This is a genomic window from Serratia rubidaea (assembly GCF_016026735.1).
In the GTDB taxonomy this organism is placed as follows: domain Bacteria; phylum Pseudomonadota; class Gammaproteobacteria; order Enterobacterales; family Enterobacteriaceae; genus Serratia_B; species Serratia_B rubidaea.
Map to the genome: position 1 here is coordinate 1,926,941 of NZ_CP065640.1, position 24,416 is coordinate 1,951,356.

The 24,416-nt window shown below is 57.4% G+C and carries 23 protein-coding genes; 12 read left to right on the forward strand and 11 right to left on the reverse strand.

The features are described from left to right. The first annotated feature begins 118 nt into the window (after positions 1 to 118). Genes tamA through I6G83_RS08885 form a run of 3 tightly spaced genes read left to right on the forward strand, consistent with a single transcriptional unit; the run spans position 119 to position 6,023 of the window. Positions 119 to 1,855 (forward strand): autotransporter assembly complex protein TamA, encoded by a 1,737-nt coding sequence (gene tamA / locus I6G83_RS08875; RefSeq protein ID WP_054306966.1) that lies wholly within the window; start codon positions 119 to 121, stop codon positions 1,853 to 1,855. Then, positions 1,852 to 5,673: an autotransporter assembly complex protein TamB gene (gene tamB / locus I6G83_RS08880; RefSeq protein WP_054306965.1), complete on the forward strand. Its 3,822-nt coding sequence runs from the start codon at positions 1,852 to 1,854 to the stop codon at positions 5,671 to 5,673. The genes tamA and tamB overlap by 4 nt, the downstream gene beginning before the upstream one ends. 2 nt (positions 5,674 to 5,675) lie before the next feature. Continuing rightward, positions 5,676 to 6,023 carry a gamma-glutamylcyclotransferase family protein gene (locus I6G83_RS08885; protein WP_054306964.1) on the forward strand — a complete coding sequence of 116 codons (348 nt, stop codon included), beginning with the start codon at positions 5,676 to 5,678 and terminating at the stop codon, positions 6,021 to 6,023. A 54-nt stretch (positions 6,024 to 6,077) separates the two neighbouring features. Here the strand turns inward: I6G83_RS08885 and ppa are convergent, their stop codons facing one another. Then, positions 6,078 to 6,608, reverse strand: a complete 531-nt coding sequence (gene ppa / locus I6G83_RS08890) for an inorganic diphosphatase (RefSeq protein WP_015670588.1) — start codon at positions 6,606 to 6,608, stop codon at positions 6,078 to 6,080. Between the two features lie 161 nt (positions 6,609 to 6,769). Further along, positions 6,770 to 7,060, reverse strand: a complete 291-nt coding sequence (locus tag I6G83_RS08895) for a hypothetical protein (RefSeq protein ID WP_054306963.1) — start codon at positions 7,058 to 7,060, stop codon at positions 6,770 to 6,772. A 973-nt stretch (positions 7,061 to 8,033) separates the two neighbouring features. Between I6G83_RS08895 and I6G83_RS08900 the strand changes: the two genes are divergently transcribed. Continuing rightward, the gene (locus tag I6G83_RS08900; RefSeq protein ID WP_054306962.1) at positions 8,034 to 9,587 is read left to right on the forward strand and encodes a methyl-accepting chemotaxis protein; all 1,554 of its coding nucleotides are present in this window, start codon (positions 8,034 to 8,036) and stop codon (positions 9,585 to 9,587) included. Between the two features lie 59 nt (positions 9,588 to 9,646). On the opposite strand, the gene fbp is transcribed toward I6G83_RS08900, so the two are convergent. After that, positions 9,647 to 10,651: a class 1 fructose-bisphosphatase gene (gene fbp / locus I6G83_RS08905; protein WP_015670590.1), complete on the reverse strand. Its 1,005-nt coding sequence runs from the start codon at positions 10,649 to 10,651 to the stop codon at positions 9,647 to 9,649. A 170-nt stretch (positions 10,652 to 10,821) separates the two neighbouring features. Here fbp and mpl point away from each other — a divergent pair, with 170 nt between their 5' ends. After that, entirely contained in the window at positions 10,822 to 12,186 is a 1,365-nt protein-coding gene (gene mpl / locus I6G83_RS08910; protein WP_054306961.1) for a UDP-N-acetylmuramate:L-alanyl-gamma-D-glutamyl-meso-diaminopimelate ligase, read from the forward strand. Between the two features lie 200 nt (positions 12,187 to 12,386). Here mpl and yhcN (I6G83_RS08915) read toward each other — a convergent pair whose 3' ends face one another. The 3 genes from yhcN (I6G83_RS08915) to argR form a co-directional block, all read right to left on the reverse strand. Further along, positions 12,387 to 12,650 carry a peroxide/acid stress response protein YhcN gene (gene yhcN, locus I6G83_RS08915; protein ID WP_054306960.1) on the reverse strand — a complete coding sequence of 88 codons (264 nt, stop codon included), beginning with the start codon at positions 12,648 to 12,650 and terminating at the stop codon, positions 12,387 to 12,389. A 127-nt stretch (positions 12,651 to 12,777) separates the two neighbouring features. Next, a complete protein-coding gene (gene yhcN / locus I6G83_RS08920) occupies positions 12,778 to 13,041 on the reverse strand; it encodes a peroxide/acid stress response protein YhcN (RefSeq protein ID WP_015670593.1) in 264 nt (87 codons plus the stop codon). 405 nt (positions 13,042 to 13,446) lie between these two features. After that, positions 13,447 to 13,917 carry a transcriptional regulator ArgR gene (gene argR, locus I6G83_RS08925; RefSeq protein WP_041411702.1) on the reverse strand — a complete coding sequence of 157 codons (471 nt, stop codon included), beginning with the start codon at positions 13,915 to 13,917 and terminating at the stop codon, positions 13,447 to 13,449. A 466-nt stretch (positions 13,918 to 14,383) separates the two neighbouring features. Between argR and mdh the strand changes: the two genes are divergently transcribed. Beyond that, the gene (gene mdh, locus I6G83_RS08930; RefSeq protein WP_054306959.1) at positions 14,384 to 15,322 is read left to right on the forward strand and encodes a malate dehydrogenase; all 939 of its coding nucleotides are present in this window, start codon (positions 14,384 to 14,386) and stop codon (positions 15,320 to 15,322) included. A 64-nt stretch (positions 15,323 to 15,386) separates the two neighbouring features. Here the strand turns inward: mdh and I6G83_RS08935 are convergent, their stop codons facing one another. Next, entirely contained in the window at positions 15,387 to 15,647 is a 261-nt protein-coding gene (locus tag I6G83_RS08935; RefSeq protein ID WP_054306984.1) for a helix-turn-helix domain-containing protein, read from the reverse strand. 177 nt (positions 15,648 to 15,824) lie between these two features. Here I6G83_RS08935 and I6G83_RS08940 point away from each other — a divergent pair, with 177 nt between their 5' ends. Beyond that, on the forward strand, positions 15,825 to 16,181 hold the full coding sequence (locus I6G83_RS08940; protein WP_062779132.1) for a DNA-binding protein: 357 nt from the start codon (positions 15,825 to 15,827) through the stop codon (positions 16,179 to 16,181). Between the two features lie 277 nt (positions 16,182 to 16,458). Next, positions 16,459 to 16,815 carry a DNA-binding protein gene (locus tag I6G83_RS08945; RefSeq protein WP_062779155.1) on the forward strand — a complete coding sequence of 119 codons (357 nt, stop codon included), beginning with the start codon at positions 16,459 to 16,461 and terminating at the stop codon, positions 16,813 to 16,815. A gap of 41 nt (positions 16,816 to 16,856) precedes the next feature. Here I6G83_RS08945 and ispB read toward each other — a convergent pair whose 3' ends face one another. Continuing rightward, the gene (gene ispB / locus I6G83_RS08950) at positions 16,857 to 17,828 is read right to left on the reverse strand and encodes an octaprenyl diphosphate synthase (protein WP_054307468.1); all 972 of its coding nucleotides are present in this window, start codon (positions 17,826 to 17,828) and stop codon (positions 16,857 to 16,859) included. 268 nt (positions 17,829 to 18,096) lie between these two features. Here ispB and rplU point away from each other — a divergent pair, with 268 nt between their 5' ends. The 4 genes from rplU to cgtA all read left to right on the forward strand — a co-directional run bounded on the left by rplU (position 18,097) and on the right by cgtA (position 20,963). Continuing rightward, complete coding sequence (gene rplU / locus I6G83_RS08955; RefSeq protein ID WP_004933561.1) at positions 18,097 to 18,408, forward strand: 50S ribosomal protein L21; 312 nt, start codon at positions 18,097 to 18,099, stop codon at positions 18,406 to 18,408. Between the two features lie 17 nt (positions 18,409 to 18,425). Beyond that, complete coding sequence (rpmA, locus tag I6G83_RS08960; protein ID WP_004933559.1) at positions 18,426 to 18,683, forward strand: 50S ribosomal protein L27; 258 nt, start codon at positions 18,426 to 18,428, stop codon at positions 18,681 to 18,683. 119 nt (positions 18,684 to 18,802) lie between these two features. Next, positions 18,803 to 19,774 (forward strand): DMT family transporter, encoded by a 972-nt coding sequence (locus I6G83_RS08965; RefSeq protein ID WP_054307469.1) that lies wholly within the window; start codon positions 18,803 to 18,805, stop codon positions 19,772 to 19,774. Positions 19,775 to 19,790: 16 nt separating this feature from the next. Then, positions 19,791 to 20,963: an Obg family GTPase CgtA gene (gene cgtA / locus I6G83_RS08970; protein ID WP_054307470.1), complete on the forward strand. Its 1,173-nt coding sequence runs from the start codon at positions 19,791 to 19,793 to the stop codon at positions 20,961 to 20,963. Positions 20,964 to 21,013: 50 nt separating this feature from the next. Here cgtA and pmrB read toward each other — a convergent pair whose 3' ends face one another. Genes pmrB through dacB form a run of 3 tightly spaced genes read right to left on the reverse strand, consistent with a single transcriptional unit; the run spans position 21,014 to position 24,196 of the window. After that, entirely contained in the window at positions 21,014 to 22,078 is a 1,065-nt protein-coding gene (pmrB, locus tag I6G83_RS08975; protein WP_054307471.1) for a two-component system sensor histidine kinase PmrB, read from the reverse strand. Beyond that, a complete protein-coding gene (pmrA, locus tag I6G83_RS08980; RefSeq protein WP_054307472.1) occupies positions 22,075 to 22,737 on the reverse strand; it encodes a two-component system response regulator PmrA in 663 nt (220 codons plus the stop codon). Before pmrA ends, pmrB begins: the two co-directional genes overlap by 4 nt. Before the next feature lie 25 nt (positions 22,738 to 22,762). After that, on the reverse strand, positions 22,763 to 24,196 hold the full coding sequence (gene dacB, locus I6G83_RS08985; RefSeq protein ID WP_054307473.1) for a serine-type D-Ala-D-Ala carboxypeptidase: 1,434 nt from the start codon (positions 24,194 to 24,196) through the stop codon (positions 22,763 to 22,765). Positions 24,197 to 24,416: the final 220 nt, after the last annotated feature.

Below are 24,416 nucleotides of genomic sequence, written 5' to 3' on the forward strand. Positions count from 1 at the left end.
GTGCGCAGGTCGGTGGGAGTCGGCCGTGGGAGAGTCGCCATTTTGATAGCGTGGCGGCGTGGTCAGACGATCTGAACGACGGTTTTTACAGGAAAGTACAATAAATTAAGGAGAACGTGTGCCACGTTACCGTGTCCTTTGCGTTTTATGCGCGCTATTTGTCGCGCCTGCGGCGCTGTCGGCCAATTTGCGGCTGCAGGTCGAAGGGCTGAGCGGAGAGTTGGAAAAAAACGTGCGGGTTCGTTTGTCTGCCATCACCCCCGAAGAGGTGAGCGCCGACGGTCGGTTCCGCGCACGGGTCGAGCAGGCGGTGCGCCAGGGGCTGCGCGCGCTGGGCTATTATGACCCGACCATTGAGTTTACCCTCGACGACAACCCCAAACTGTCGCGTCCGGTGCTGCATGCCAAGGTGAAACCGGGCGAGCCGGTGCGCATTGCCGGCGCCAATATCACGCTGGAAGGCGGCGCTAAAACCGATGAAGACTACCTGGCGCTGGTGAAAAAGGGGCGGCCGACCATCGGCGATATCCTGAATCACGGCACCTATGAAAGCTTTAAAAGCTCCCTGAGCGGCCTGGCGCTGCGCAAGGGCTACTTCGACGCTGAGATGACCAAGAGCCAGCTCGGCGTGTCGGAAGAGCTGCGTAAGGCGTACTGGGACCTCGACTTCAACAGCGGCGAGCGCTACCGCTTCGGCAAAGTGAAATTCGAAGGCTCGCAGATCCGCGAAGATTACCTGCAAAACCTGATCCCCTTCCATCAAGGGGAATATTACAGCTCGCAGGATTTGGCCGAGCTGAACCGCCGTTTGTCCGCCACCAACTGGTTTAACTCGGTGGTGGTGTCGCCTGACTTCGAAGATGCCAAAGAGAGCAAAATCCTGCCGCTGGATGCGCTGGTCACGCCGCGTAGTCGCAATACGCTGGAAACCGGCGTCGGCTACTCCACCGACGTCGGGCCGCGGATCAAGGGCACCTGGAAAAAGCCCTGGCTGAACGACCGTGGCCACAGCCTGGAAACCAGCGCCTATATTTCGGCGCCGGAGCAGCAGCTGGATCTGACGTATAAGATCCCGCTGCAGAAAAGCCCGCTGGAAGAGTATTACCTGATGCAGGGCGGCTATAAGCGCAGCGATCTGAACGATACCAAGTCGGACAGCACCAAGGTGGTGGTGTCGCGCAACTGGGATAAATCCAGCGGCTGGCAGTATGCCATCAATATGACCGGCCGTTTTGACCACTTTACCCAAGGTAATGTCACCAACACCACCGTGCTGCTGTACCCGGGCGCCAGCCTCAGCCGCACCCGCTCGCGCGGCGGTCTGATGCCGACCTGGGGCGACAGTCAGCGCTATTCCATCGACGTTTCCGACACCACCTGGGGGTCCGGCGTTGATTTTGCGCTGCTGCAGGCACAGAACGTCTGGATCCGCACGCTGGCGGATAAACACCGCTTTGTGGCGCGCGGTCAGGTGGGTTGGATTGAAACCAACGACTTCGATAAAGTGCCGCCGGACCTGCGCTTCTTCGCCGGCGGCGACCGCAGCATCCGCGGCTATAAATACAAAGACATCTCACCGCGTGACGAAGACGGCAAACTGACCGGCGCCTCCAAAATGCTGACCGGTTCACTGGAGTATCAATACAACGTGACCGGCAAATGGTGGGGCGCGGTGTTCGTCGACTCCGGCGAAGCGGTGAATGATATCAAACAGAGCAATTTCAAAACCGGCGCGGGCGTTGGCGTGCGCTGGCAGTCACCGGTCGGGCCGGTGAAACTGGATATTGCCGCCCCGGTCGGGGATAAGGAAACCCACGGGATGCAGTTCTATATCGGTTTGGGGCCTGAACTATGAGCCTGGTGAAAAAGATTTGTCTTGGGTTGCTGATCGTTCTGCTGCTGCTGGTGGGGGGCGTCGCCTACCTGCTCGGCACCACCAGCGGTTTGCATATGGTGCTCAACGGCGCGGCGCGCTGGGTGCCGGGGCTGGATATTGCCAGCGTCAGCGGCGGCTGGCGCGATCTGACGCTGAAAGGCGTGAAGTACCAGATGCCGGGCGTGACGGTGAATGCCGGTCAGTTCCATCTGTCGCTCGATCTGTCGTGCTTTAAGCGCAGCTCGCTGTGCGTGAACGCCCTGACCGCCGACGATGTCGACGTGGTGGTGAAAACCAGTGAAATGATGCCGTCCGAACCGGCGGCGGAGAGCAGTGAGCCGACCACCGATCTCAGCACCCCCTATCCGATTATCCTGCGCAAACTGGCGCTGAATAACGTCAAGGTCAACGTTGACGATACCGCGATTTCACTCGGGGAGTTCAGCACCGGCGCCGAATGGCGGGAGCGCGCGCTGCAGCTGCAGCCGACCAAAATCGCTGCGCTGCTGATTGCCCTGCCGAAAACGCCGGCCAGCCCGCTGCCGGAAGAGGTGCAGCCGGCGGTCGATATGGCGAAGAAGGTCGGCGAGAAGGTGAGCGACGCGCCGAAGCCGGCGCCGCAGCCGGAAGAGAAACCGCTGGGCGAAACGCTGAAAGAGCTGTTTGCCAAGCCGCTGCTGCCGGATCTGCCGGAAGTCCGCCTGCCGCTGGATATCACGGTAAAAGAGATTCGCGGCGAGCAGCTGCGTCTGACCGGCGATACCGATGTGCTGATCACCAGCCTGCTGCTGAAGGCCAGCACTCGGGACCAACATATCCAGCTGGACAATTTCGACGTCAGGTCGCCGCAGGGCACGTTGTTCGCACATGGCCAGGCCACGCTGAAAGATAACTGGCCGGTACAGATGGTGGCCAACAGCACGCTGAATATCGATCCGCTGAAAGGCGAAAAGGTGAAGCTGAATATCGGCGGCGGCCTGCGCGAAGCGCTGAACGTGGCGCTGAACCTGTCCGGGCCGGTGGGGGCGCAGCTCGATCTGCAGACCCAGCTGGCGGAGGCCGGCTTACCGCTGTCGCTGACGCTGCAGAGTAAACGGCTGAAGTGGCCGCTTACCGGCGCGTCTCAGTATCAGGTGAACGATTTACGCCTGCGCTTTAACGGTAAAGCCACCGACTATACGCTGTCGACGCGCGCCGATATTAAAGGGCAGGATCTGCCGCCGGCGCTGCTGACGCTGGACGGCAAAGGCAACGTCGAGCAGTTCCGGCTTAATCGCCTGCGTCTGGCGGCGCTGCAGGGCAATACCGATCTGACCGCGCTGGTGGACTGGAGCAAGGCTATCAGCTGGACATCACAGCTGACGCTCAGCGGCATCAACACCGCCAAACAGTGGCCGGAATGGCCGGCGAAGCTGAACGGCAAAATCACCACCCGCGGCAGTCTGTACGGCGGCAGCTGGCAATTGCAGGTGCCGACGCTGCAGCTGGACGGCAACGTGAAGCAGAACAAGGTGTCGGCGCGCGGCTCGCTGAGCGGCAACGCCGCCGGCCAGTGGAAGATCCCCGGCGTTGATTTGGCGCTGGGGCGCAATAACCTGAACGTGAAAGGGCAGCTGGACGAAAAAAGCTGGAATCTGGACGCCAATATTGATGCGCCGCAGCTGGACGGCGCGCTGCCGGGACTGGGCGGCACGGCGAAGGGCCTGCTGAAGCTGCGCGGCAACCTGCAGGCGCCGCAGCTGCTGGCGGACCTGACGGCATCCGGCCTGCAATGGCAGGCGCTGCATATCAAACGGGTGAAAGTGGACGGCGACGTACGCTCTACCGATCAGATTCAGGGCCAGCTGGCGGTGCGGGTCGAACAGCTGAAGCAGGACGCATTGGAAGTAAACCTGCTGCAGCTTGACGGTAAAGGCACGGAAAAACAGCACACGCTGCAGCTGAAAGTGGACGGCAAGCCGGTGTCCGGCCAGCTGGCGCTGGCGGGCAGTTTCGACCGTCAGCAGCAGCGCTGGCGCGGCAACCTGAACAACACCCGCTTTGATACGCCGGTGGGCGAATGGCGTCTGACGCGCGCTATCGCGCTGGATTACCTGAATAGCCAACAGAAAATCAGCGTCGGCCCGCACTGCTGGCAGAATCCGGATGCCGAGGTCTGCGTACCGAAAACCATCGAGGCCAGCGCCGCCAGCGGCCAGGCCAGCGTGGTGCTGAACCGCTTTGATCTGAAAATGATCAAGCCGTTCCTCGGCCCGGAGACTGCGCTGAACGGCGTATTCACCGGCCGCGCCGACGTGAGCTGGAAAGAGGGCGCCGCGCTGCCGCAGGCGAAGGTGTCGCTGGTGGGCAACGGGGTGAAAGTGGTGCAGCAGGTTCAGGGCAACGCGCTGCCGATCGCCTTTGACACGCTGAACCTCAATGCGGGCGTGAATAACGGCCGCGCGCAGGCCGACTGGTTGATCAAGCTGCACAACAACGGCCAGCTGGACGGCAATATCCAGGTGACCGACCCGCAGAAACAGCGCAATATCGCCGGCAACGTCAACATTGCCAACATCTCGCTGGCGATGATTAACCCGGCGCTGATGCAGGGGGAAAAGGCCGCCGGCATGCTGAACGCCAATCTGCGGCTGGGCGGCAACGCGCAAAAACCGCTGGTATATGGCCGTCTGGCGCTGGATAAGGTAGATATTGACGGCAGCTGGATGCCGTTTGATATGACCGACGGCCGGCTGGCGATCGACTTCAACGGCATGAACTCGACGCTGGATGGCCTGATCACCACCACGCGCGGCCAGCTGAACCTGACCGGCGACGCGGACTGGCGGGATATCAACGCCTGGCGGGCGCGCATCGCCGCGAAAGGCGACAAGCTGCGGGTGACGGTGCCGCCGATGGTGCGCATCGACGTGTCGCCGGACCTGGTGTTCGAAGCTACGCCGCAGCTGTTCTCGCTTAACGGCAATGTGGATATTCCGTGGGCGCGCATCACCGTGCAGGAGCTGCCGGAAAGCGCGGTCGGGGTCTCGTCGGATGAAGTGATGCTGGATAAACAGCTGAAACCGATCCAGCCGAAGAGCACCGCGGTGGCGATTAACAGCAACCTGATGATCCACGTCGGCGACGACGTGCGGCTGGATGCCTTCGGCCTGAAGGCGCGGCTGAAGGGCGATCTGAAGGTGGTGCAGGATAAACGCGGTCTGGGGCTGAACGGCCAGATTGATATTCCGGCCGGCCGTTTCCACGCTTATGGCCAGGATTTGATCGTGCGCAAGGGACAATTATTGTTCTCCGGTCCGCCGGATCAGCCATACTTGAACATGGAGGCGATTCGTAACCCGGAGGCCACCGAAGATGATGTCACCGCCGGGGTGCGCGTCACCGGCCTGGCGGATGCGCCTAAGCTGGAAGTGTTCTCCGATCCGGCCAAATCGCAGCAGGAAGCGCTGTCTTATCTGCTGCGCGGGCAAGGTCTGAGCAACTCCGGCGCCGACGGCAACGCGATGACGTCAATGTTAATTGGCATGGGGGTTGCACAAAGTGGTCAACTTGTGGGTAAAATCGGCGAAGCATTCGGCGTCAGTAACTTGGCACTTGATACCGCCGGCGTTGGCGACAGCTCCCAGGTTGTCGTGAGTGGTTATGTCCTCCCTGGCTTACAAGTAAAATATGGGGTGGGTATTTTCGACTCGCTGGCTACGTTGACGTTGCGTTACCGCCTGATGCCTAAATTGTATCTTGAAGCGGTGTCTGGTCTCGACCAGGCGCTAGATTTGCTCTATCAGTTTGAGTTTTAGCAATGCGAATAATTGTCTACGGCAGTTTACGACGCAAACAGGGAAACAGCCATTGGATGACCAACGCCCAATGGTTAGGCGAGCATGAGCTCGAAGGCTATCAGATTTATAATCTGGGCCATTACCCGGCAGCGATCCCCGGTGAAGGTACGATACATTGCGAGGTGTATCGTATTAATGCATCGATTTTGGCTGAGCTCGACGAGCTTAAAAGCAACACTAAGGACTATAAGCGCGAACTGATCCAGACGCCTTATGGGAGTGCGTGGATCTACCTGTACCGACACAGCGTAGAAGGTTTCCCGCTGATTGAAAGCGGGGACTGGCTGAAACGTCACGACGAAGCATAATAAAAAACACCGCTCATTGAGCGGTGTTTTTTTTCATCGGCTGCGGCGTAAAAATTATTTTTTAGCGGCGCGCTCGAAGGAAGCTACGATCTCTGCTTTAGCGGCAGCGGCATCGTCCCAGCCTTCAACTTTCACCCACTTGCCTTTTTCCAGATCTTTGTAGTGCTCGAAGAAGTGAGCGATCTGTGCTTTCAGCAGTTCTGGCAGGTCGTTCACATCGTTGATGTGATCGTACTCTTTGCTCAGCTTGCTGTGCGGTACGGCCAGCAGTTTGGCATCTTCACCGGCTTCGTCGGTCATTTTCAGTACGCCAACCGGACGGCAGCGGATCACTGAGCCTGGCTGCAGCGGGTACGGGGTTGGCACCAGCACGTCAACCGGGTCGCCGTCCAGAGACAGGGTGTTGTTGATGTAACCGTAGTTGCACGGGTAGAACATCGCGGTGGACATGAAACGGTCAACGAACAGCGCTCCGGTTTCTTTGTCAACTTCATATTTGATCGGGTCAGCGTTGGCCGGGATTTCGATCACTACGTAGATGTCTTCTGGCAGGTCTTTACCCGCAGGTACCTGATTCAAGCTCATGTCGGTTTCCTTTTTTCAAACCAGAAATGGAGTGCCGGGTATTATAGCCAAAACGTGATCAAAGTAATGACCTTTTTGGCTTCAGGTATGGTATGTGCGGGCATTTAGGACTGACGGCAACCGCCGCGGACGGTAGCCCGCGGCGGTTGCCGAAAGAGGCTTTAGAACAGCGGTTTTTGTCCCTTGAGGCCCAGGCCGTTGCGGACGATGGAGACAATGCCGGAGCCGATGCCGAGGATGGCGGTAATTGGCGAGAGGCCTACCGCTGCGCCGATGCCGGCGCCCAGCAGCGCGCCGGATCCTTTGAAGTTGGAGTCACGGCCGGCAACGCGGTTGCCGGCATCGACGATGGAGCCAATCGCCGCGCCGAGGATGCCGCCGATAGGCGCGGTGATCAGGCCAAACAGACCGCCGCTGACTTCCTGCTGTTCGCTGGTAGATAGTTCTCTCATGATACATCTCCTTGAGTGATAGAATTTCCTGGGATATTTAAGCGCAAAGCGTGTTAGCCGATAGGGTATTTAAATCATTCGGTCGCCGAAATGCGCCAATATTATCCTTGGTTGCTGATGTTTGCAGAAAATATATTTTTTGTGGATATATGATCCTGCCTGTGTGTGCGAATAGATGGCATTATTCATCCTGTCGCAACGCCTGGTGAATAGTAGTAAAAGACTCAGGTTATCGAAAGCCTTTATTTTTGTTGTGGATCAATGAATATTGGTTTTTTCAATTAATCATTGAGTGTAAGCCTTATCTAAATAGATGACATTTTTATTATGTATTGGTTTCTCGCGCTGGCGCCGTGAGCACGGTCTGTGTGGCTTGGCGTAGCGCTGCCGGGGAGCACGCACGGATAGGATGGTCTCCGAATTGATCGGCGAAAAAATAAATATGATGTATCAGGGAGAGGGGGGCTCGGTTATTAATATTGATAAATGCCTATTATTATTTTTGTTGGCGCCATCGTTATTAATACTGTTCTCAGTATCTTGACAGCAATATCTTAATGAAAACCGGTTTAACACGACAAATAGAATAGTATATCGTTAATGCGTTGTATGTTTGAACCATGACCGCTGTATCTGATGATGCCTGTTAGTTTTAACCTTGCTACTCTGGCGATATTCTTCACGTTATTATCTTTTTCGACAGATAAATATCCCTTTTGCGCAAATAGAGCGAGCTGGTTTGGGCAGAGGGCGCTTTACAGCCTTTATTTGGCAGAATAGGCCATCTGCCTGCCACGCTGGCGGCTGATGGCGCAGCGGCGTGTTTTTTTCAGATTAATCCTTGTTCAGCATCAAGTTTCGCCCTGGCCTGTCGATAACCTAGCAAATAACAACGACGCGCTGCGGCGACGTCCTGCGTTTTACCACCCTACATCTTCTGTAACCACCTATTGTCGATAGCCAGGAAAAATCCATGCTAAATAAAATTACGGTGAAGGCCGGGCTGCTGGCCCTGCTCAGCCTGCTGACGGTATTGCTGATTATGGTCAGCATTATCGGTGTCAATGCCATTAACCAGGGCTCACGTTCGCTGCATACCCTGAATCAGATTCTGGGCGAGGAGCTGGGCTCGCTGGCGAACAGTTCCAACCTGACGCTGCGGGCGCGCACCGCCGCATCTCTGGCGGTGCGCCAGCGCGAAGTGGGTCAGATTGCGGTGGCCGACGCCACCGTCGGGCGTATTTACGGCTATCTGGCGCAGTCGCAGCGTGAAATGGCGACGTTTGTCGGCGTGGGGACGGTCACCGAGCGCGGCAAAACGCTGTCCGAACGTCTGCAGGCCAGCTACCGCGCTTACCAGGAGCAGGGCGTGCGTCCGATGGCGGACGCCATCAAGGCCGGCCAGATCGACGAATACTACCGTATTCAGGAAACGCGCATCTCTAAGCTGAGCATTGCATTTGAAAACGATCTGAGCGAATTCCGCCGCTTTGCCATGGAAACCGGGCAGCAGCAGGTGCGCGAGGCGGAAGGCAACGCCAGCACCAAGATTGCATTAATCGTGGCGGCCGGAATACTCAGCGTGCTGCTGGCGGTGCTGGCCTGGTTTGCGCTGCGGCTGATTATTCTGCGCCCGCTGGATGCGTCGATCGCCGAGCTGGAGCATATTGCCAACGGCGATCTGACCCGTAAGATCCGCGGTGAAGGGGATACCGAAATGGGCCGCCTGATCCGGGCGATGCAGCGCATGCAGCAGTCGCTGGTGATGTCGGTCAGCAAGGTGCGCGATGCCAGCAGTCAGATTGACGTCGGCTCCCGCGAGCTGGCGGCCGGCAACGTTCACCTGGCGCAGCGTACCGAAGAGTCGGCGGCCTCGCTGGAAGAGACCGCGGCCAGCATGGAACAGCTGACCTCAACGGTTAAAATGAATGCGGAAAACGCCGAGCAGGCCAACCAGCTGGCGCTCAGCGTGTCCGACGTCGCCGACCGCGGCAGCGACGTAGTCAGCCAGGTCAAAGACAAAATGCTGGCGATTACCGACAGCTCCCGCCGCATTGCCGATATTATCAGCGTGATGGACGGCATCGCATTTCAGACCAACATTCTGGCGCTGAATGCGGCGGTTGAGGCGGCGCGGGCCGGCGAGCAGGGGCGCGGCTTTGCCGTTGTCGCCGGCGAGGTGCGTAGTCTGGCGCAGCGTAGCGCGCAGTCGGCCAAGGAGATTAAGGGGCTGATTGAAGCCTCGCAGGAGCGGGTGCAGGAAGGCGAGCAGATGGCAGAGTCGGCGGCGCAAACCATGAACGGCATTGCCGATGAAGTCGGACGCGTTACGGCGCTGATGCGCGAAATCTCGGCGGCGACCCGCGAACAGAGCAGCGGCATCGAGCAGGTCAATCTGGCGGTGGCGCAGATGGATCAGGTGGCGCAGCAGAATGCGGCGCTGGTGGAAGAGTCCGCCGCCGCAACGCGCTCACTGGAAGAGCAGGCCCAGTCATTGGCGCAGAGCATGGCGGCGTTCAAACTATAACGCGATAACGGCGCAGCGTGCTGCGCCGTGGGGCCTGAGCGGCCCCGGCGTCGAAGGCGTTACTCGTCCGGATAGTCGGCGATAAAGCGTTCGGCGTCTTCTACCATCGATTTGGTGCCGACGAAGAACGGCGCGCGCTGGTGCAGTTTCTGCGGCGTAATGTCCAGAATACGGTTTTTACCGTCGCTGGCCTTGCCGCCGGCCTGTTCGGCCAGAAACGCCATCGGGTTGCATTCATACAGCAGACGCAGCTTGCCCTGTGGGTGGCTGGCGGTGCTTGGGTAGATATAAATGCCGCCTTTCAGCAGGTTGCGGTGGAAGTCGGCAACCAGAGAACCGATATAGCGCGAGGTGTAAGGACGCTGCGTCGCTTCGTCCTGCTCCTGGCAGTATTTGATGTATTTCTTCACGCCGAGAGGGAACTTGATGTAGTTGCCTTCGTTGATGGAATACATATTGCCGGATTCCGGGAAGCGCACTTTCTCGTGGGAGAGGCAGAACACGCCCAGAGAAGGATCGTAGGTAAAGGCATGGACGCCATAACCGGTGGTGTACACCAGCATGGTGGAGGAGCCGTAAACCACGTAACCGGCCGCGACCTGGGCGCTGCCCGGCTGCAGGAAGTCTTCCTCGGTCACCGGGGTGCCGATTGGCGTAATACGGCGATAGATGGAGAAAATCGTCCCGACGGAGACGTTGACATCGATGTTGGAGGAGCCGTCCAACGGATCCATCAGCACTACATACTTGCCGTTTTCAGCACGGTCGCCGTCAAAAATGACGATCTCGTCTTCTTCTTCAGAAGCGATGCCCGCCACTTCGCCGCGCGCTTTCAGCGCTGCTTTCAGCTTTTCGTTCGCGTACAGGTCCAGTTTCATCTGAACTTCGCCCTGTACGTTGGAAACGCCGCTGGCGCCCAGGATATCCACCAGACCCGCTTTGTTGATGTCGCGGTGGATGATTTTTGCGCCCAGTTTGATGGCCGACAGCAGTGCGGTCAATTCGCCGGTAGCGTGAGAGAAGTCGTGTTGTTTCTCGACGATAAATTCGCCTAACGTTTTCATGACACAATCCCTGAATCTACGGATGGATAGCAGTTTTTAACAAACCGCCAACGTTTTCGCCAGCAGTGTAGCCCAAAGCGTCGCGCTATTCATAGGCAAATCCATTTCTTCTGGACGATTCTGAGCGTTAGAATAAGCGCACATTCGACGTACTCAACAATGAGAAACCTATGCGCATTCACATTCTTGGCATCTGTGGCACCTTTATGGGCGGGCTGGCGGTACTGGCGCGCTCGCTTGGACATGAGGTCACGGGTTCTGACGCTAACGTCTATCCACCGATGAGCACGCTGTTGGAAAACCAGGGGATCGCGCTGATCCAGGGGTACGATCCGGCACAGCTGGATCCGGCGCCGGATCTGGTGATCATCGGCAATGCCATGACGCGCGGCAATCCGTGCGTTGAAGCGGTGCTGGAGCAGGGGATTCCCTATGTGTCCGGCCCGCAGTGGCTGCACGACTATGTGCTGCGCGATCGTTGGGTTCTGGCGGTGGCCGGCACCCATGGCAAAACCACCACCGCCGGCATGGCGGCCTGGATCCTGGAAGCCTGCGGTTATCAGCCCGGCTTTGTGATCGGCGGCGTACCCGGCAACTTTGACGTTTCCGCGCGTCTGGGCGGCAGCCCGTTCTTTGTGATTGAGGCCGATGAGTATGACAGCGCCTTCTTCGACAAGCGCTCCAAGTTTGTGCACTACAGCCCGCGTACGCTGATCATGAACAACCTGGAGTTTGACCACGCGGATATCTTTGACGACCTGAAGGCCATTCAGAAGCAGTTCCACCATCTGGTGCGCATCGTGCCGGGCCAGGGCAAAATCATTCTGCCGGACAACGACGCCAACCTGAAGCAGGTGATGGCGATGGGCTGCTGGAGCGAGCAGGAACTGGTGGGTGAAGACGGCGCCTGGCGCGCCGAGAAGCTGACCACCGACGCCAGCCATTATGCGGTCTGGCTGAACGGCGAAAAAGTGGGCGAGGTCAACTGGTCGCTGGTGGGGGAACACAATATGCACAATGGCCTGATGGCGATTGCGGCGGCCCGCCATGTCGGCGTCGCGCCGGCCGATGCCTGCCGTGCGCTGGGCGACTTTATCAACGCCCGTCGCCGCCTGGAACTGCGCGGCGAAGCCAACGGCGTAACAGTTTATGACGACTTTGCCCACCACCCGACGGCGATTCTGGCCACCCTGGCGGCGCTGCGCAGCAAGGTCGGCGGTACCGCGCGCATTCTGGCGGTGCTGGAACCGCGCTCCAACACCATGAAGATGGGCATCAGCAAAAACGATCTGGCGCCTGCCCTTGGCCGTGCCGATGAAGTGTTCCTGTATCAGCCGGATCATAACCCGTGGCAGGTGGCGGAAGTGGCGGAAGCCTGCGTGCAGCCGGCCCACTGGAGCGCCGACGTGGATACGCTGGCGGAGATGGTGGTGAAAACCGCGCAGCCGGGCGATCACATTCTGGTGATGAGCAACGGCGGTTTCGGCGGCATTCATGACAAGCTGCTGGCGGCGCTGGCGCAGCGGGAGAAGTAACGCTGCCGGTATGCCATGCTGATGATAAAAAGCCGCTCTGCGGCTTTTTTCTTGCCCATAAAAAAAGCCCCCGCAAGCGGGGGCAATGGGGTTTCGTCGGATAGGACGACGAGGGGTTCTTCAGGGAATTCGCGTTAACGTCAGAACTCGGCAGTGGCATTGACGAGGATAATCAGCTCGGTAAACGCGTCCCTGAATGGTTATTTATAGATTTCAGCCGTGGCGTGCCAGTTGCCGTTCTCACGGGCTTCAATGATGCGGTAGGCTTTGGCGCCCTGTTGGTCAGCCTTATCGGACAGCGCCTGGCGAATATCCGGCGGTGAGCCGGCGACGCCGCTGGCGGTAACGGTACCGATAGACTGCAGGGTGCTGGCCTGTTGAGTGCTCACCAGCGTGGCGGCTGAGGCGCCAAAAGAGACGGCTGACAGCAGCGCCATCGCTGCAATCGTAAATTTCATGTTCATGATGGTTAGTCCTTGATGCTACTCAGTAACGGCCTGGAAGGACGGATTGTTTTTTTATTCTTGAAGACCGTTATGGGTGCAGCGTTGCCAGAGATTTTATCGTCCGTTGCCGGAGCGTATTAAGTGCTTACTTGTAAATTTCCGCCGTGGCGTGGAAGTTGCCTTCGTTACGCGCTTCGATCACGCGAAAAGCGGTGGCGCCTTTGGCATCGGCTTTATCAGACAGCGCCTGACGGATATCAGAAGGCGCCGCAGCAACGCCGCTGACGGTAATGGTGCCCGCCGGCTGCAGATTTGCCGCCTGTTCTGCGTTAATGGATTGTGCTGCAAAAGCACCGAATGAAAGCATAGACAGCACGCCAAGAGTCACAACAGTAGTTTTAACTTTCATGATTTGACCTCGTAGAATTCTTTTATCAGTTCCTGTGAACTGTGATTCATGTCACGGAAATGAGTATACAGCTAGTAACCCGAAAAATTAATAGTTTGCTAACAGTTCCCTATGAAACTTTATCATTATGCTTACCATTTCTTATAACCGGCAGGAATAAAAAGTGGTTATAAAACGATCTTTCTATGTTAAATTTCTGTAATATCAAGCAGGTGAGCAACTTTGTCGAAAAGTGCGGAATCGGCTATCTGCGGCAAAACGCCGTGATGAAATAGCGCGAATGATGACGTTGCTGGTGCGATCGTCGCGATCAGCGCGACAATGGGAAACTATGCAAAGGCGTAAAGAAGGCGGGAAGCCTGCCCACGACGCGGCCGTGGACCGCGTCGTGACGGGAAGTGATGATTACAGTTCCTGTTCGAACAGCGCCAGGATGGCTTCATACAGCTGGCGGGCGGTGAAGGCGCTGGCCGGGGTAACGAAGATGGTGTCATCACCGGCGATAGTGCCGAGGATACCTTCCGACTTACCCAACGAGTCGAGCAGGCGGGCGATCAGCTGTGCTGCGCCAGGGCTGGTGTGGATCACCACCACGGCATCATTGTGGTCGACGTCGAGCACCAGGTTCTTCAGCGGGCTGGTGGTGGTCGGCACCCCCAGCTCGGCGGGAAGGCAATACACCATCTCCATCTTGGCATTACGCGTGCGTACCGCGCCGAACTTGGTCAGCATGCGTGATACTTTGGATTGGTTAATGTTTTCGAAGCCTTCTTCTTGCAGCGCCAAAACGATCTCGCCTTGCGAACTGAATTTTTCTTCCTTCAATAACGCCTTGAACGCTTTGATCAGATCTTCCTGCTTTGCGGGATTACGCATTTTGCACCGTGGAATGTTGCCAATAGAGGTCATTATTATGCATATAGATGAATTTTTATGCAATAAAAGCGGGGGCCGACCAGCAAAAAAATGGCCGGAACGGCAGGGAAAGGGCGTTATTCTAGCAAAATACGCGGGTCATGAATATGCCCTTTCTCACAGGATTCATCGGCGGAAAAGAGTGAATAAAATGTTATTAAAATGATGTTGTTCTGATGTTGCGTAAGGGTGTAATGTAACGGCCGGTTAACTTGCGCGTGAATAACCTCGCACAATTTTCGATTACTGTGCGCTATGCCCTTCATGCACAGGTTATTTAATCTAAAATGTCCGCGATCACGGCTATTTTATTGCGTCAGTTCGCAATCCTACGGTTAAGCGATTGTTTTTAAAGGCGTGATAACATAAGTTCCGTAACCCTGAATTCACGGCGCTTTTATATTTAAGATAATACAAGGAGTATAGGATGAAAGTTGCAGTTCTCGGTGCAGCTGGCGGTATTGGCCAGGCCCTTGCCCTTCTACTCAAGACCCAGCTACCTGCAGGTTCTGAACTCTCCCTCTACGACATTGCCCCCGTTACGCCAGGCGTTGCCGTTGACTTAAGCCACATCCCAACCGCTGTTAGCATCAAAGGCTTCAGCGGTGAAGACGCCAAACCTGCGCTGCAGGGCGCCGATGTGGTGCTGATTTCCGCCGGCGTAGCGCGCAAGCCGGGTATGGACCGTTCTGACCTGTTCAACGTTAACGCCGGCATCGTGCGTAACCTGATTGAACAAGTGGCGGCAACCTGTCCGAAAGCGTGCATCGGTATTATCACCAACCCGGTGAACACCACCGTCGCCATCGCGGCGGAAGTGCTGAAAAAAGCGGGCGTGTACGATAAAAACAAACTGTTCGGCGTGACCTCGCTGGACATTATCCGTTCCAACACCTTCGTGGCCGAGCTGAAAGGTAAAAAGCCGGAAGAGCTGAACGTGCCGGTCATCGGCGGCCACTCAGGCGTGACCATTCTGCCTCTGCTGTCCCAGATCCCGGGCGTGAGCTTTACCGACCAGGAAGTGGCTGATCTGACCAAGCGTATTCAGAATGCGGGTACCGAAGTGGTTGAAGCCAAAGCCGGCGGCGGGTCGGCGACGCTGTCCATGGGCCAGGCGGCTGCACGTTTCGGTCTGTCTCTGGTGCGTGCGCTGCAGGGTGAGCCGGGCGTTGTTGAGTGCGCCTATGTGGAAGGCGACGGCAAATATGCGCGTTTCTTCGCACAGCCGCTGCTGCTGGGCAAAAACGGCGTGGAAGAGCGTAAAGACATCGGCACGCTGAGCGCGTTTGAGCAAAAAGCGCTGAACGACATGCTGGACGTTCTGCATAAAGATATCGAACTGGGCGAGAAGTTTATCAACAACTGATTGACCCCGTAGCGTGATACAAAGGCCGCCGGTATTATCCCGGCGGTTTTTTTATGCCCTGACGTCAGGATTTTATCCGACTCTTGCGATCCAGCAGACGCTGGGTTTCGGGATCAAAATAGCGGCTTGGCCAGATTTCCGAAGGGTGGACGTTCAGCGCCTCGGCGATCAGCCACTCGCCTTTCGGCCAGGGGCGGGACAGGGCGTTAGCCAGGGTTGATGAACTGAGCCCGGCGCGGCGCGATACCGCCGCCAGCGTGGTGCCCTTCTTACGTAGTGCTGCGATGACATCGGCAGGATGCCAATCTTCACTCCTTGAATTCATGTTGATCTTCCTTTTGTGATTAGCCAAAGTGGCGTTAGTGGTATAACTAACGCGTTCGTATTAATCGTTCGTACAACGTAAGCGGTTATACGGAAACAAGAATACCATTATTTTTCCTAAAAACGCCCTCTGTTTTCCAAAAATAATGGTGACGCATAATCTTCAGAGACGATGGCTATGAAAAGTGAGTGGTTTTCTGCCAAGGAATTGACGGGCATTGCGGGGTTACCTTCCTCGCCACAGGGAATTAACCAGATGGCGCGTCGGGAAAAATGGGTCAGTCAGCGTCGCAAAGGCGTACAGGGCAAAGCGGTGGAGTACCATATCGACAGCCTGCCGCCGGGCGTGCGCAATGCCCTGATACTGAAGGAAGACTCTGCGGGCTACACCGTAGAGAAACAGGATCCGCTGGCGGTATGGAACGCCTATTTTCACCATATGTCGGACGATGAAAGAGAGCAGATGCTGGCGTTTCTGCTGCGCGAAGGTATTGGCGGGCTGCTGGCGCTTATCGCCGAGGGGCGTCAGCGATAAGCACCGATAAAGCGTCTGGAGAACATCAGGAAAGCGTTTCTTAAAAATCGCGCAGCCCCGTCCCCGTCGGGTGCGCCACTCCTTCCGGCGCGGTGCATTCATATTGATCTTCTTTGTGTGATTAGCCAAAGTGGCGTTAGTGGTATAACTAACGCGTTCGTATTAATCGTTCATAAAACGTGAACCGGTGATATGGAAAAAATAACGCCTTTATTTCCGAAAAGAATGAATCTTTTCCAAAAATAATGGTGGCGCATAATCTTCAGAGACGATGGCTATGAACAGTGAGTGGTTTTCTGCCAGGGAATTGACGGGCATTGCGGGGCTACCTTCCTCGCCACAGGGAATTAACCAGATGGCGCGTCGGGAAAAATGGGTCAGTCAGCGTCGCAAAGGCGTTCAGGGCAAAGCGGTGGAGTATCATATCGACAGCCTGCCGCCGGGCGTGCGCAGTGCCCTGATGCTGAAGGAGGATCCCGCGGGTTACGCCGCAGAAAGACAGGATCCGTTGGCGGTATGGAACGCCTATTTTCACTATATGTCGGATGATGAAAGAGCGCAGATACTGACGTTTCTGCTGCGTGAGGGCATTGGCGGACTGCTGGCGCTTATCGCTGAGGGTCGTCAGCGATAAGCACCGGTAAAGCGCCTGGGGACATAGTAGGCCGTAATGCCTTAAAACTCGCGCTGCACCGCCAGGTGCGCCAGTCCTTCCAGTGCGGTGCGGTATTCTGACGGCGGCAGGGCCTCCAGCGCGCTGATGGCCTTGTCGGCTTCTTCTTCCGCCCGCTGGCGGGTATAGGTCAGCGAACCGCACTGTTCCATCGCCGCCAGCACCGGCTCCAGCAGATGGCGGCCGTTGCCCTGTTCAATGGCGCCGCGGATCATGGCCGCCTGCTCCGGGTTGCCGTTATGCATGGCGTGCAGCAGCGGCAGCGTCGGTTTACCTTCATTCAGGTCATCGCCGGTGTTTTTACCCAGCGTGCTGCCGTCGGCGCTGTAATCCAGCAGATCGTCAATCAGCTGGAACGCGGTGCCGAGATAGCGGCCATAATCCTGCAGCGCCTGTTCCTGCTCCGGCGTGGCGCCGGACAAGATGGCGGAAGATTGCGCAGCGGCTTCAAACAGGCGCGCCGTCTTGCTGTAGATCACCCGCATATAGCTCTCTTCGCTGATATCCGGATCGTTGACGTTCATCAGCTGCAGCACTTCGCCTTCGGCGATCACGTTGACCGCTTCCGACATCAGCGCCAGCACGCGCAGTGATTCCAGGCTGGTCATCATCTGGAAGGCGCGGGTATAAATGAAATCGCCGACCAGCACGCTGGCGGCATTGCCGAACGCGGCGTTGGCGGTCGCCTTGCCGCGGCGCATATCGGATTCATCAACCACATCGTCATGCAGCAGGGTCGCGGTGTGGATAAACTCAATCAGCGCGGCGATGGTAATGTGCTTGTCGCCTTCCGAATGCAGCGCCCGGGCTGCCAGGACGGCGATCATCGGCCGGATGCGCTTACCGCCACCGCTGATAATGTAATAGCCAAGCTGATTGATGAGCGTGACTTCGGAATTCAACTGTTCGAGAATTGTTGCATTCACTGCCGCCATATCTTGCGCGGTTAACTCAATAATTTGATCTAGGTTCATTGTATTGTTTTCAGCTGTGTTTCTCTTCACCGCGATGAGAACGCTGCTCACATCGGTACATGGCGGTAACTGTGCCTATGATTGTACTTGAAAAACGGCGTAGATAAACGCCACGAAAGAAACTGTGCTTTTTTTCTTCTTTTTTCTACTTCAGTCGAGATTCTGCTCTTGTCATGTGCTGTATTTTTGCGTAGAATTCGCGCCCTATTGTGAATATTTATAGCGCGCTCTGTACTAATCATCGAGCACGCGGAAAGCGGAGTTTTATATGTACGCGGTTTTCCAAAGTGGTGGTAAACAACACCGAGTAAGCGAAGGTCAGACCGTTCGCTTGGAAAAGCTGGACATCGCAACTGGTGAAGCGGTTGAGTTTGACCAGATTCTGATGATCGCTAATGGCGAAGATATCAAAATCGGCGTTCCTTTCGTCGATGGCGGCAAGATCAAAGCTGAAGTCGTTGCACACGGTCGTGGCGAGAAAATTAAAATCGTTAAGTTTCGTCGTCGTAAGCACCACCGTAAGCAGCAGGGCCACCGTCAGTGGTTCACTGACGTTAAAATCACCGGCATCAGCGCTTAAGTTAGGAGAGCGGATTAATGGCACACAAAAAGGCTGGCGGCTCGACTCGTAACGGTCGCGATTCAGAAGCTAAACGTCTGGGCGTAAAACGCTTTGGCGGCGAAGCAGTACTGGCAGGCAGCATCATCGTTCGTCAACGTGGCACCAAGTTCCACGCGGGCACCAACGTAGGTTGCGGCAAAGACCACACTCTGTTTGCTTTGAAAGACGGTAAAGTCAAATTCGAAGTTAAAGGCCCGAGCAATCGTAAATTCATCAGCATCGAAGCTGAATAATTTTTCGAGCCTTAATAAATAGATGTAAGCCCTGCAATTCGTTGCGGGGCTTTTTACATTTATAGCCAACCCATTTTACACCTTGGCTATTCGGGAACGACAGCGCGGGCAGATGACGCATGGAAACAAAACAGCAGGTCGGGGTCGGTATTTCTCTGGCGTTAACCACGGCGGTTTGCTGGGGCGCGCTGCCGATAGCCATGAAAGAAGTTCTACAGGTGATGACGCCGTTTACCATCGTCTGGTATCGCTTTACCATTGCGGCGGTTGGGCTTGGCGTTATTCTGGCGTTACGCGGCCGTTTGCCGCCGGTAAAACTTTTTCGCCAGCCGCGCTGGCTGCTGTTGCTGGTGATTGCTACCGCCGGGCTGCTGGGGAACTTTGTGTTTTTCAGCTCCTCGCTGCAGTATCTCAGCCCGACGGCCTCGCAGGTGATTGGCCAGCTGTCGCCGGTGGGGATGATGTTCGCCAGCGTGCTGATCCTGAAAGAGCGGATGCGCATTACCCAGGTGATTGGCGCGCTGATGCTGATTTGCGGGCTGATGCTGTTTTTCAACGTCAGCCTGGTTGAGATTTTTACCCGCCTGACGGATTACACCCTGGGGGTGCTGTTGGGCGTCTGCGCCGCAACGGTATGGGTCACCTACGGCGTGGCGCAAAAGGTTCTGCTGCGCCGGCTGGCGTCGCCGCAGATTCTGGTAATGTTGTACACTTTATGTGCAATCGCATTATTTCCCCTGGCGCAGCCGGGGATGATTTTTCAGCTGAGCGGCTGGCAACTGGCCTGCCTGCTGTTTTGCGGTGCGAATACGCTGATTGGTTATGGCGCTTTGGCAGAGGCGATGGCGCGTTGGCAGGCGGCGCAGGTGAGCGCGTTAGTGACGCTGACACCGCTGTTTACCCTGCTGTTTTCAGATTTATTGGCGTTGGCATGGCCGCAGATGTTTGCCGCCCCGACGTTGAATGTCGTCGGTTACGTGGGCGCGTTTGTGGTGGTTGCGGGCGCAATGTTTTCCGCAATTGGTCACCGGTGGTGGCCACGACGGGCAGAAAACCTCCTGGTTGCTCCTATCAAGCAGCCCGGTGAATGATTTACGGAGACGGAAAATGAAGTTTGTAGATGAAGCAGCGATATTGGTCGTTGCAGGTGACGGTGGTAATGGTTGCGTCAGCTTCCGTCGCGAAAAATATATCCCCAACGGCGGCCCGGACGGCGGCGACGGCGGTGACGGCGGCGACGTCTACCTGCTGGCGGACGAAAACCTGAACACGCTGATCGACTATCGCTTTGAGAAGTCCTTCCGCGCCGAGCGCGGTCAGAACGGCCAGAGCCGTGACTGTACCGGCAAACGCGGTAAAGACATCGTGATCAAGGTGCCGGTCGGCACCCGGGTGAAAGATCAGGGCACCGGCGAGATCCTCGGCGATATGACGCGTCATCAGCAGCGACTGATGGTGGCGAAGGGCGGCTGGCACGGCCTGGGCAACACCCGTTTCAAATCCTCGGTCAACCGCGCTCCGCGCCAGAAGACCAACGGTACGTCGGGTGAAGCGCGCGATATCCTGCTGGAGCTGATGCTGCTGGCGGACGTCGGCATGCTTGGCCTGCCGAATGCCGGTAAATCCACCTTTATCCGCGCGGTATCGGCCGCCAAGCCGAAAGTAGCGGACTACCCGTTCACTACGCTGGTGCCAAGCCTCGGCGTGGTGCGTATGGACAGCGAACAGAGCTTCGTGGTGGCGGATATTCCGGGGCTGATTGAAGGCGCGTCTGAAGGCGCCGGCCTGGGCATTCGCTTCCTGAAGCACCTGGAGCGTTGCCGCGTGCTGCTGCACCTGGTGGATATCGATCCGATTGACCAGACCGATCCGGTGGAAAACGCCCGTGTGATTATCAACGAGCTGAATCAGTACAGTGAGAATCTGGCGCAGAAGCCACGCTGGCTGGTGTTCAACAAGGTTGACCTGCTGAGTGAAGAAGAAGCCGCCGAACGCGCCAAGGCGATTGTCGACGCGCTGGGTTGGGAAGAGAAATACTACACGATCTCCGCCGCCAGCCATCTTGGCGTTAAAGAGCTGTGCTGGGACGTGATGAACTTTATCAACAGCCAGCCGAAAGCGATGGCGCTCGAAGAGAGCGCACCGGAAAAAGTCGAGTTTATGTGGGACGATTACCACCGCCAACAGTTGGCGGAAGTAGAAGCCGAAGCCGACGACGACTGGGATGATGACTGGGATGAAGATGACGACGAAGGCGTCGAAATCATCTACCAGAAATAAGCATCGCATCACAAGGCCCCGCAGCGCGGGGCTTTTTTTTTGCCTGTGGGTTACGGCTGCAGCGGGTTGACCGGTAGCCAGCAGCAGGCGTTAAGGCCGCTGGCGTCATGGCGGTTTTCCAGCGCCAGACGTCCCTGGTGCAGTTGGATAATGCGGATGACGATGTTCAGCCCCAGCCCGCTGCCGCCATAGCGCTGGTCCATTCTTCTGAAGGCCTGGGTCAGCTCGCCGGCCATCTCCGGCTTAATACCCGGCCCCTCATCGATGACCTGCAGCTGATGGCCGCCGTTTTGCGCGCCGAGGCGGATGAGGATAGCGCTGCCCGGCGGGCCGTAGCGGTGGGCATTCTCCACCAGATTACGCAGCAGCAGGCGCAGTAACACCGGATCGCCATGGGTGACGGCCTCGGCCGGCAGTTGCCACGCCAGCCGTTGATTGCGCCGTTGTGCCAGCTCTTCCAGCTCTTCGCGCAGCGGCGTGATGACGTCCGCCACCCAGTCGAAACGTTGATAGTGGCCACCGGCAAAATTCTGCCCGGCGCGTGACAGCATCAGCAACTGCTCGACGGTATGCATCAGCTGGTCGATGCGCGCAATCAGCGGCGTGCTTTCCCGTACTCCCTGTTGCTCCATCAGTTCCAGATGCAGCCGGATACCGGCCAGCGGGGTACGCAGCTCGTGAGCGGCGTCGGCGGTAAACAGCCGCTCCTGCTGAATGGTGCTATCGAGCCGCGAGAACAGCTGATTGAGCGCGGTGGTGACCGCCACCACTTCCCGGCTGTCGTTGCTGACCGGCAGCGGCGACAGATTATCGGCGGAACGTTTCTCCAGCCGGTTTTGCAGCTGGTTAAGCGGGCGGATGATCCAGCTGATGGCCCAGAACGAAGCGATCAGCGTGACCATCATCATAATCAGCGACGGCGCCAGCAGGGAGGCGATCGCTTCGGCGATTTCGCCGTCGACTTTTTCGGTACGCACCTGGGCCGACAGGGTTTCATCCACCAGAAAGCCGATCTGTTCCCGGCTTTCATGCCATAGCCACAGCGCGCTGATCAACTGGGTGACCAGCAGAATCAGCGCCAGCATCAGCAGCAGGCGGCGGCGCATGCTGATCATGGCAGCGGCTCCAGGCGGTAGCCGATGCCGCGCACCGTGCGGATGCGGTCTTTGCCCAGCTTGCGGCGCAGATTATGGACGTGTACTTCGAGGGTATTGGAGCCGAGGTCGTCGTTCCAGGCGTATAAATCCTGCTGCAGCAGCTCGCGGTTGACCGTCTGGCCGGCGCGCATGATCAGCCGCGATAAAATGGCGAACTCCTTCGGCGTAACGTCGACGGGCTGCTGTTGCAGGTAAACCTGCTGGCTGGAGAGATTGAGCGTTAGATCGTCTTGCTGCAGCAGGTTGTCGCTGTGGCCCTGGTAGCGACGTATCAGCGCCCTGACGCGCGCCTGCAGCTCAACCAGCGCGAAGGGCTTCACCAGGTAATCATCGGCGCCGGCGTCCAGTCCGTCGACGCGGTCTTCCAATGCGTCGCGGGCGGTGAGAATCAATACCGGCAAATCGATCTGCCGGCGTCGCCACTGCCGCAGCAGGGCGCCGCCGTCAACGTCGGGCAGGCCGAGATCGAGAATAACCATGCTGTACTGGCTGGTGTCGATCAGCGCATTGGCCTGCGCCGCCGTCAGCGCGCAGTCGCAGGCGTAGCCCTCGGCGGCCAGCGCCATGGCCAGCCCCTGTTGCAACAGCTCATCGTCTTCGACAATCAATAGCTTCACGTCGGGGCTCCCATGGGGTGGTTACTCAGTTATTTTGATAAATATCCCGGTATAGCCGGCTTTCGAAACGCACCAGCGGGATCCGGCGCTGGCGCTGATCTTCCGGCGGTACGGCGTAACCCGACAGATACTGCACAAACGCCATGCGCTGACCGCTGGCGGTGGTGATAAAGCCTGCCAGATTATAGACCCCCTGCAGCGCGCCGGTTTTCGCCGAGACTTTACCGTCCACGCCGGCCTCATGCAGGCCGCCGCGGTAGCGCAGCGTGCCGTCGTAGCCGGCCAGCGGCAGCATTGAAATAAAGTCCAATTCGTTGTCATGCTGGGCGATATATTGCAGCGCCTGCATCATGGTCGCCGGCGCCAGCAGGTTATGGCGCGACAGGCCGGAGCCGTCCACCACGATGCTGTTGCCCAGATCGACCCCGGCTTTCTGGCGCAGCACCTGACGTACCGCGTCGGCGCCGGCGCGCCAGGTGCCCGGCACGCCGAAGCGTTCGTGGCCGATGGTGCGGAATACGGTATCGGCGATCATATTGTCAGATTTTTTCAGCATCACCTTCAGCAGGTCGTGCAGCGGCGCCGACTGGGTGCGGGCAATCACCGTGCCGTTCATGCCCGGCTGGGTCTGACGCTTCAGATGGCCGTCAATCTGGATGCCGGCCTGAGTCAGCTCATCTTTCAGAATGGCGCCGGCATAGCTGGCCCCGTCCTGAATGGCGAACGCCAGCGGCAGCGGATCGCTGCGCTGCGTCAGGCAGCCGGTCAGGGTAAAGCGGTTCAGTTCACCCGGCACCACGTCCAGCTCGCAGTATTGGGCGTCCGGCGAGCCTTTGGCCAGCGTACGCACCTGGCTGAACATATTGACTGGGTAATAGGAGGCGACGCGGATAAAGGCGATATCGCCCGGTTTGGCCGCGCTGTACAGCGATACCGAGAAGCAGTTGCGGTCGACAATCGCCGCCGCCGGCGGGGCGCTGAAGCACTGCGTCATATCGTTCCACGGCCAGCCGGGCGCCTTGTCATGGCTGGCGAATACCGAAGTATCGACCAGCACGTCGCCGCTGATTTGTCTGACGCCCTGCTTTTTCAGCTCGGCGACCATATTGCGCAGGTTCTGGCGCTTAAAGGTCGGGTCGCCGCCGAAGCGGGCGATCAGATTGCCGCGCAGCACGCCATCGTCAATCTTGCCCTGGCTTTCCAGCGTGGTGGTAAAGCGGTAGTCAGGGCCGAGCTGCAGCAGGGCCGCCAGCGCGGTCAACACCTTCTGGGTACTGGCGGGCAGCGCCATCTGCTGCGAGTGGTAATCAATCGTCGGCGTGCTGGCGCCGATTTTTTGAACCATCAGGGCAAGGTTGGCTCCATCAGGCAAATATTGTGTGTAATCTTCAACCGGGGCGGCGTTGGCATTCAAAACAAATGCGCACGCCAATGCACTGACAATTCGTGAAAAACGCATAATCTCTGGCTAACTGCTGGGTAACGTGCCGTCATACTACGGCGCATTCAGGGAAAAAGTAAACGATGACCCTTAAGGAACTCTACGCTAAAATGCGTATCAAAATGCAAAATCGATCCTGACTTGGAAGAATTTTCCGGGTTAGGGTTCTTTTGTTTGTCGCCTGGAGGCGGCTGGCGATAGCCATCCGTGTTTTCATACGAATACGTCAGGATGACGG

What these genes read in the sequence shown, in the direction of transcription:
- mpl (WP_054306961.1), top strand. Translation starts at nt 10,822, where the DNA reads ATGCGCATTCACATTCTTGGCATCTGTGGCACCTTTATGGGCGGGCTG.
- pmrB (WP_054307471.1), bottom strand. Translation starts at nt 22,078, where the DNA reads ATGATCAGCATGCGCCGCCGCCTGCTGCTGATGCTGGCGCTGATTCTG.
- dacB (WP_054307473.1), bottom strand. Translation starts at nt 24,196, where the DNA reads ATGCGTTTTTCACGAATTGTCAGTGCATTGGCGTGCGCATTTGTTTTG.
- I6G83_RS08935 (WP_054306984.1), bottom strand. Translation starts at nt 15,647, where the DNA reads ATGAATTCAAGGAGTGAAGATTGGCATCCTGCCGATGTCATCGCAGCA.
- fbp (WP_015670590.1), bottom strand. Translation starts at nt 10,651, where the DNA reads ATGAAAACGTTAGGCGAATTTATCGTCGAGAAACAACACGACTTCTCT.
- I6G83_RS08900 (WP_054306962.1), top strand. Translation starts at nt 8,034, where the DNA reads ATGCTAAATAAAATTACGGTGAAGGCCGGGCTGCTGGCCCTGCTCAGC.
- I6G83_RS08940 (WP_062779132.1), top strand. Translation starts at nt 15,825, where the DNA reads ATGAAAAGTGAGTGGTTTTCTGCCAAGGAATTGACGGGCATTGCGGGG.
- rpmA (WP_004933559.1), top strand. Translation starts at nt 18,426, where the DNA reads ATGGCACACAAAAAGGCTGGCGGCTCGACTCGTAACGGTCGCGATTCA.
- I6G83_RS08895 (WP_054306963.1), bottom strand. Translation starts at nt 7,060, where the DNA reads ATGAGAGAACTATCTACCAGCGAACAGCAGGAAGTCAGCGGCGGTCTG.
- rplU (WP_004933561.1), top strand. Translation starts at nt 18,097, where the DNA reads ATGTACGCGGTTTTCCAAAGTGGTGGTAAACAACACCGAGTAAGCGAA.
- mdh (WP_054306959.1), top strand. Translation starts at nt 14,384, where the DNA reads ATGAAAGTTGCAGTTCTCGGTGCAGCTGGCGGTATTGGCCAGGCCCTT.
- I6G83_RS08885 (WP_054306964.1), top strand. Translation starts at nt 5,676, where the DNA reads ATGCGAATAATTGTCTACGGCAGTTTACGACGCAAACAGGGAAACAGC.
- ispB (WP_054307468.1), bottom strand. Translation starts at nt 17,828, where the DNA reads ATGAACCTAGATCAAATTATTGAGTTAACCGCGCAAGATATGGCGGCA.
- ppa (WP_015670588.1), bottom strand. Translation starts at nt 6,608, where the DNA reads ATGAGCTTGAATCAGGTACCTGCGGGTAAAGACCTGCCAGAAGACATC.
- I6G83_RS08965 (WP_054307469.1), top strand. Translation starts at nt 18,803, where the DNA reads ATGGAAACAAAACAGCAGGTCGGGGTCGGTATTTCTCTGGCGTTAACC.
- tamB (WP_054306965.1), top strand. Translation starts at nt 1,852, where the DNA reads ATGAGCCTGGTGAAAAAGATTTGTCTTGGGTTGCTGATCGTTCTGCTG.
- cgtA (WP_054307470.1), top strand. Translation starts at nt 19,791, where the DNA reads ATGAAGTTTGTAGATGAAGCAGCGATATTGGTCGTTGCAGGTGACGGT.
- argR (WP_041411702.1), bottom strand. Translation starts at nt 13,917, where the DNA reads ATGCGTAATCCCGCAAAGCAGGAAGATCTGATCAAAGCGTTCAAGGCG.
- I6G83_RS08945 (WP_062779155.1), top strand. Translation starts at nt 16,459, where the DNA reads ATGAACAGTGAGTGGTTTTCTGCCAGGGAATTGACGGGCATTGCGGGG.
- yhcN (WP_054306960.1), bottom strand. Translation starts at nt 12,650, where the DNA reads ATGAACATGAAATTTACGATTGCAGCGATGGCGCTGCTGTCAGCCGTC.
- yhcN (WP_015670593.1), bottom strand. Translation starts at nt 13,041, where the DNA reads ATGAAAGTTAAAACTACTGTTGTGACTCTTGGCGTGCTGTCTATGCTT.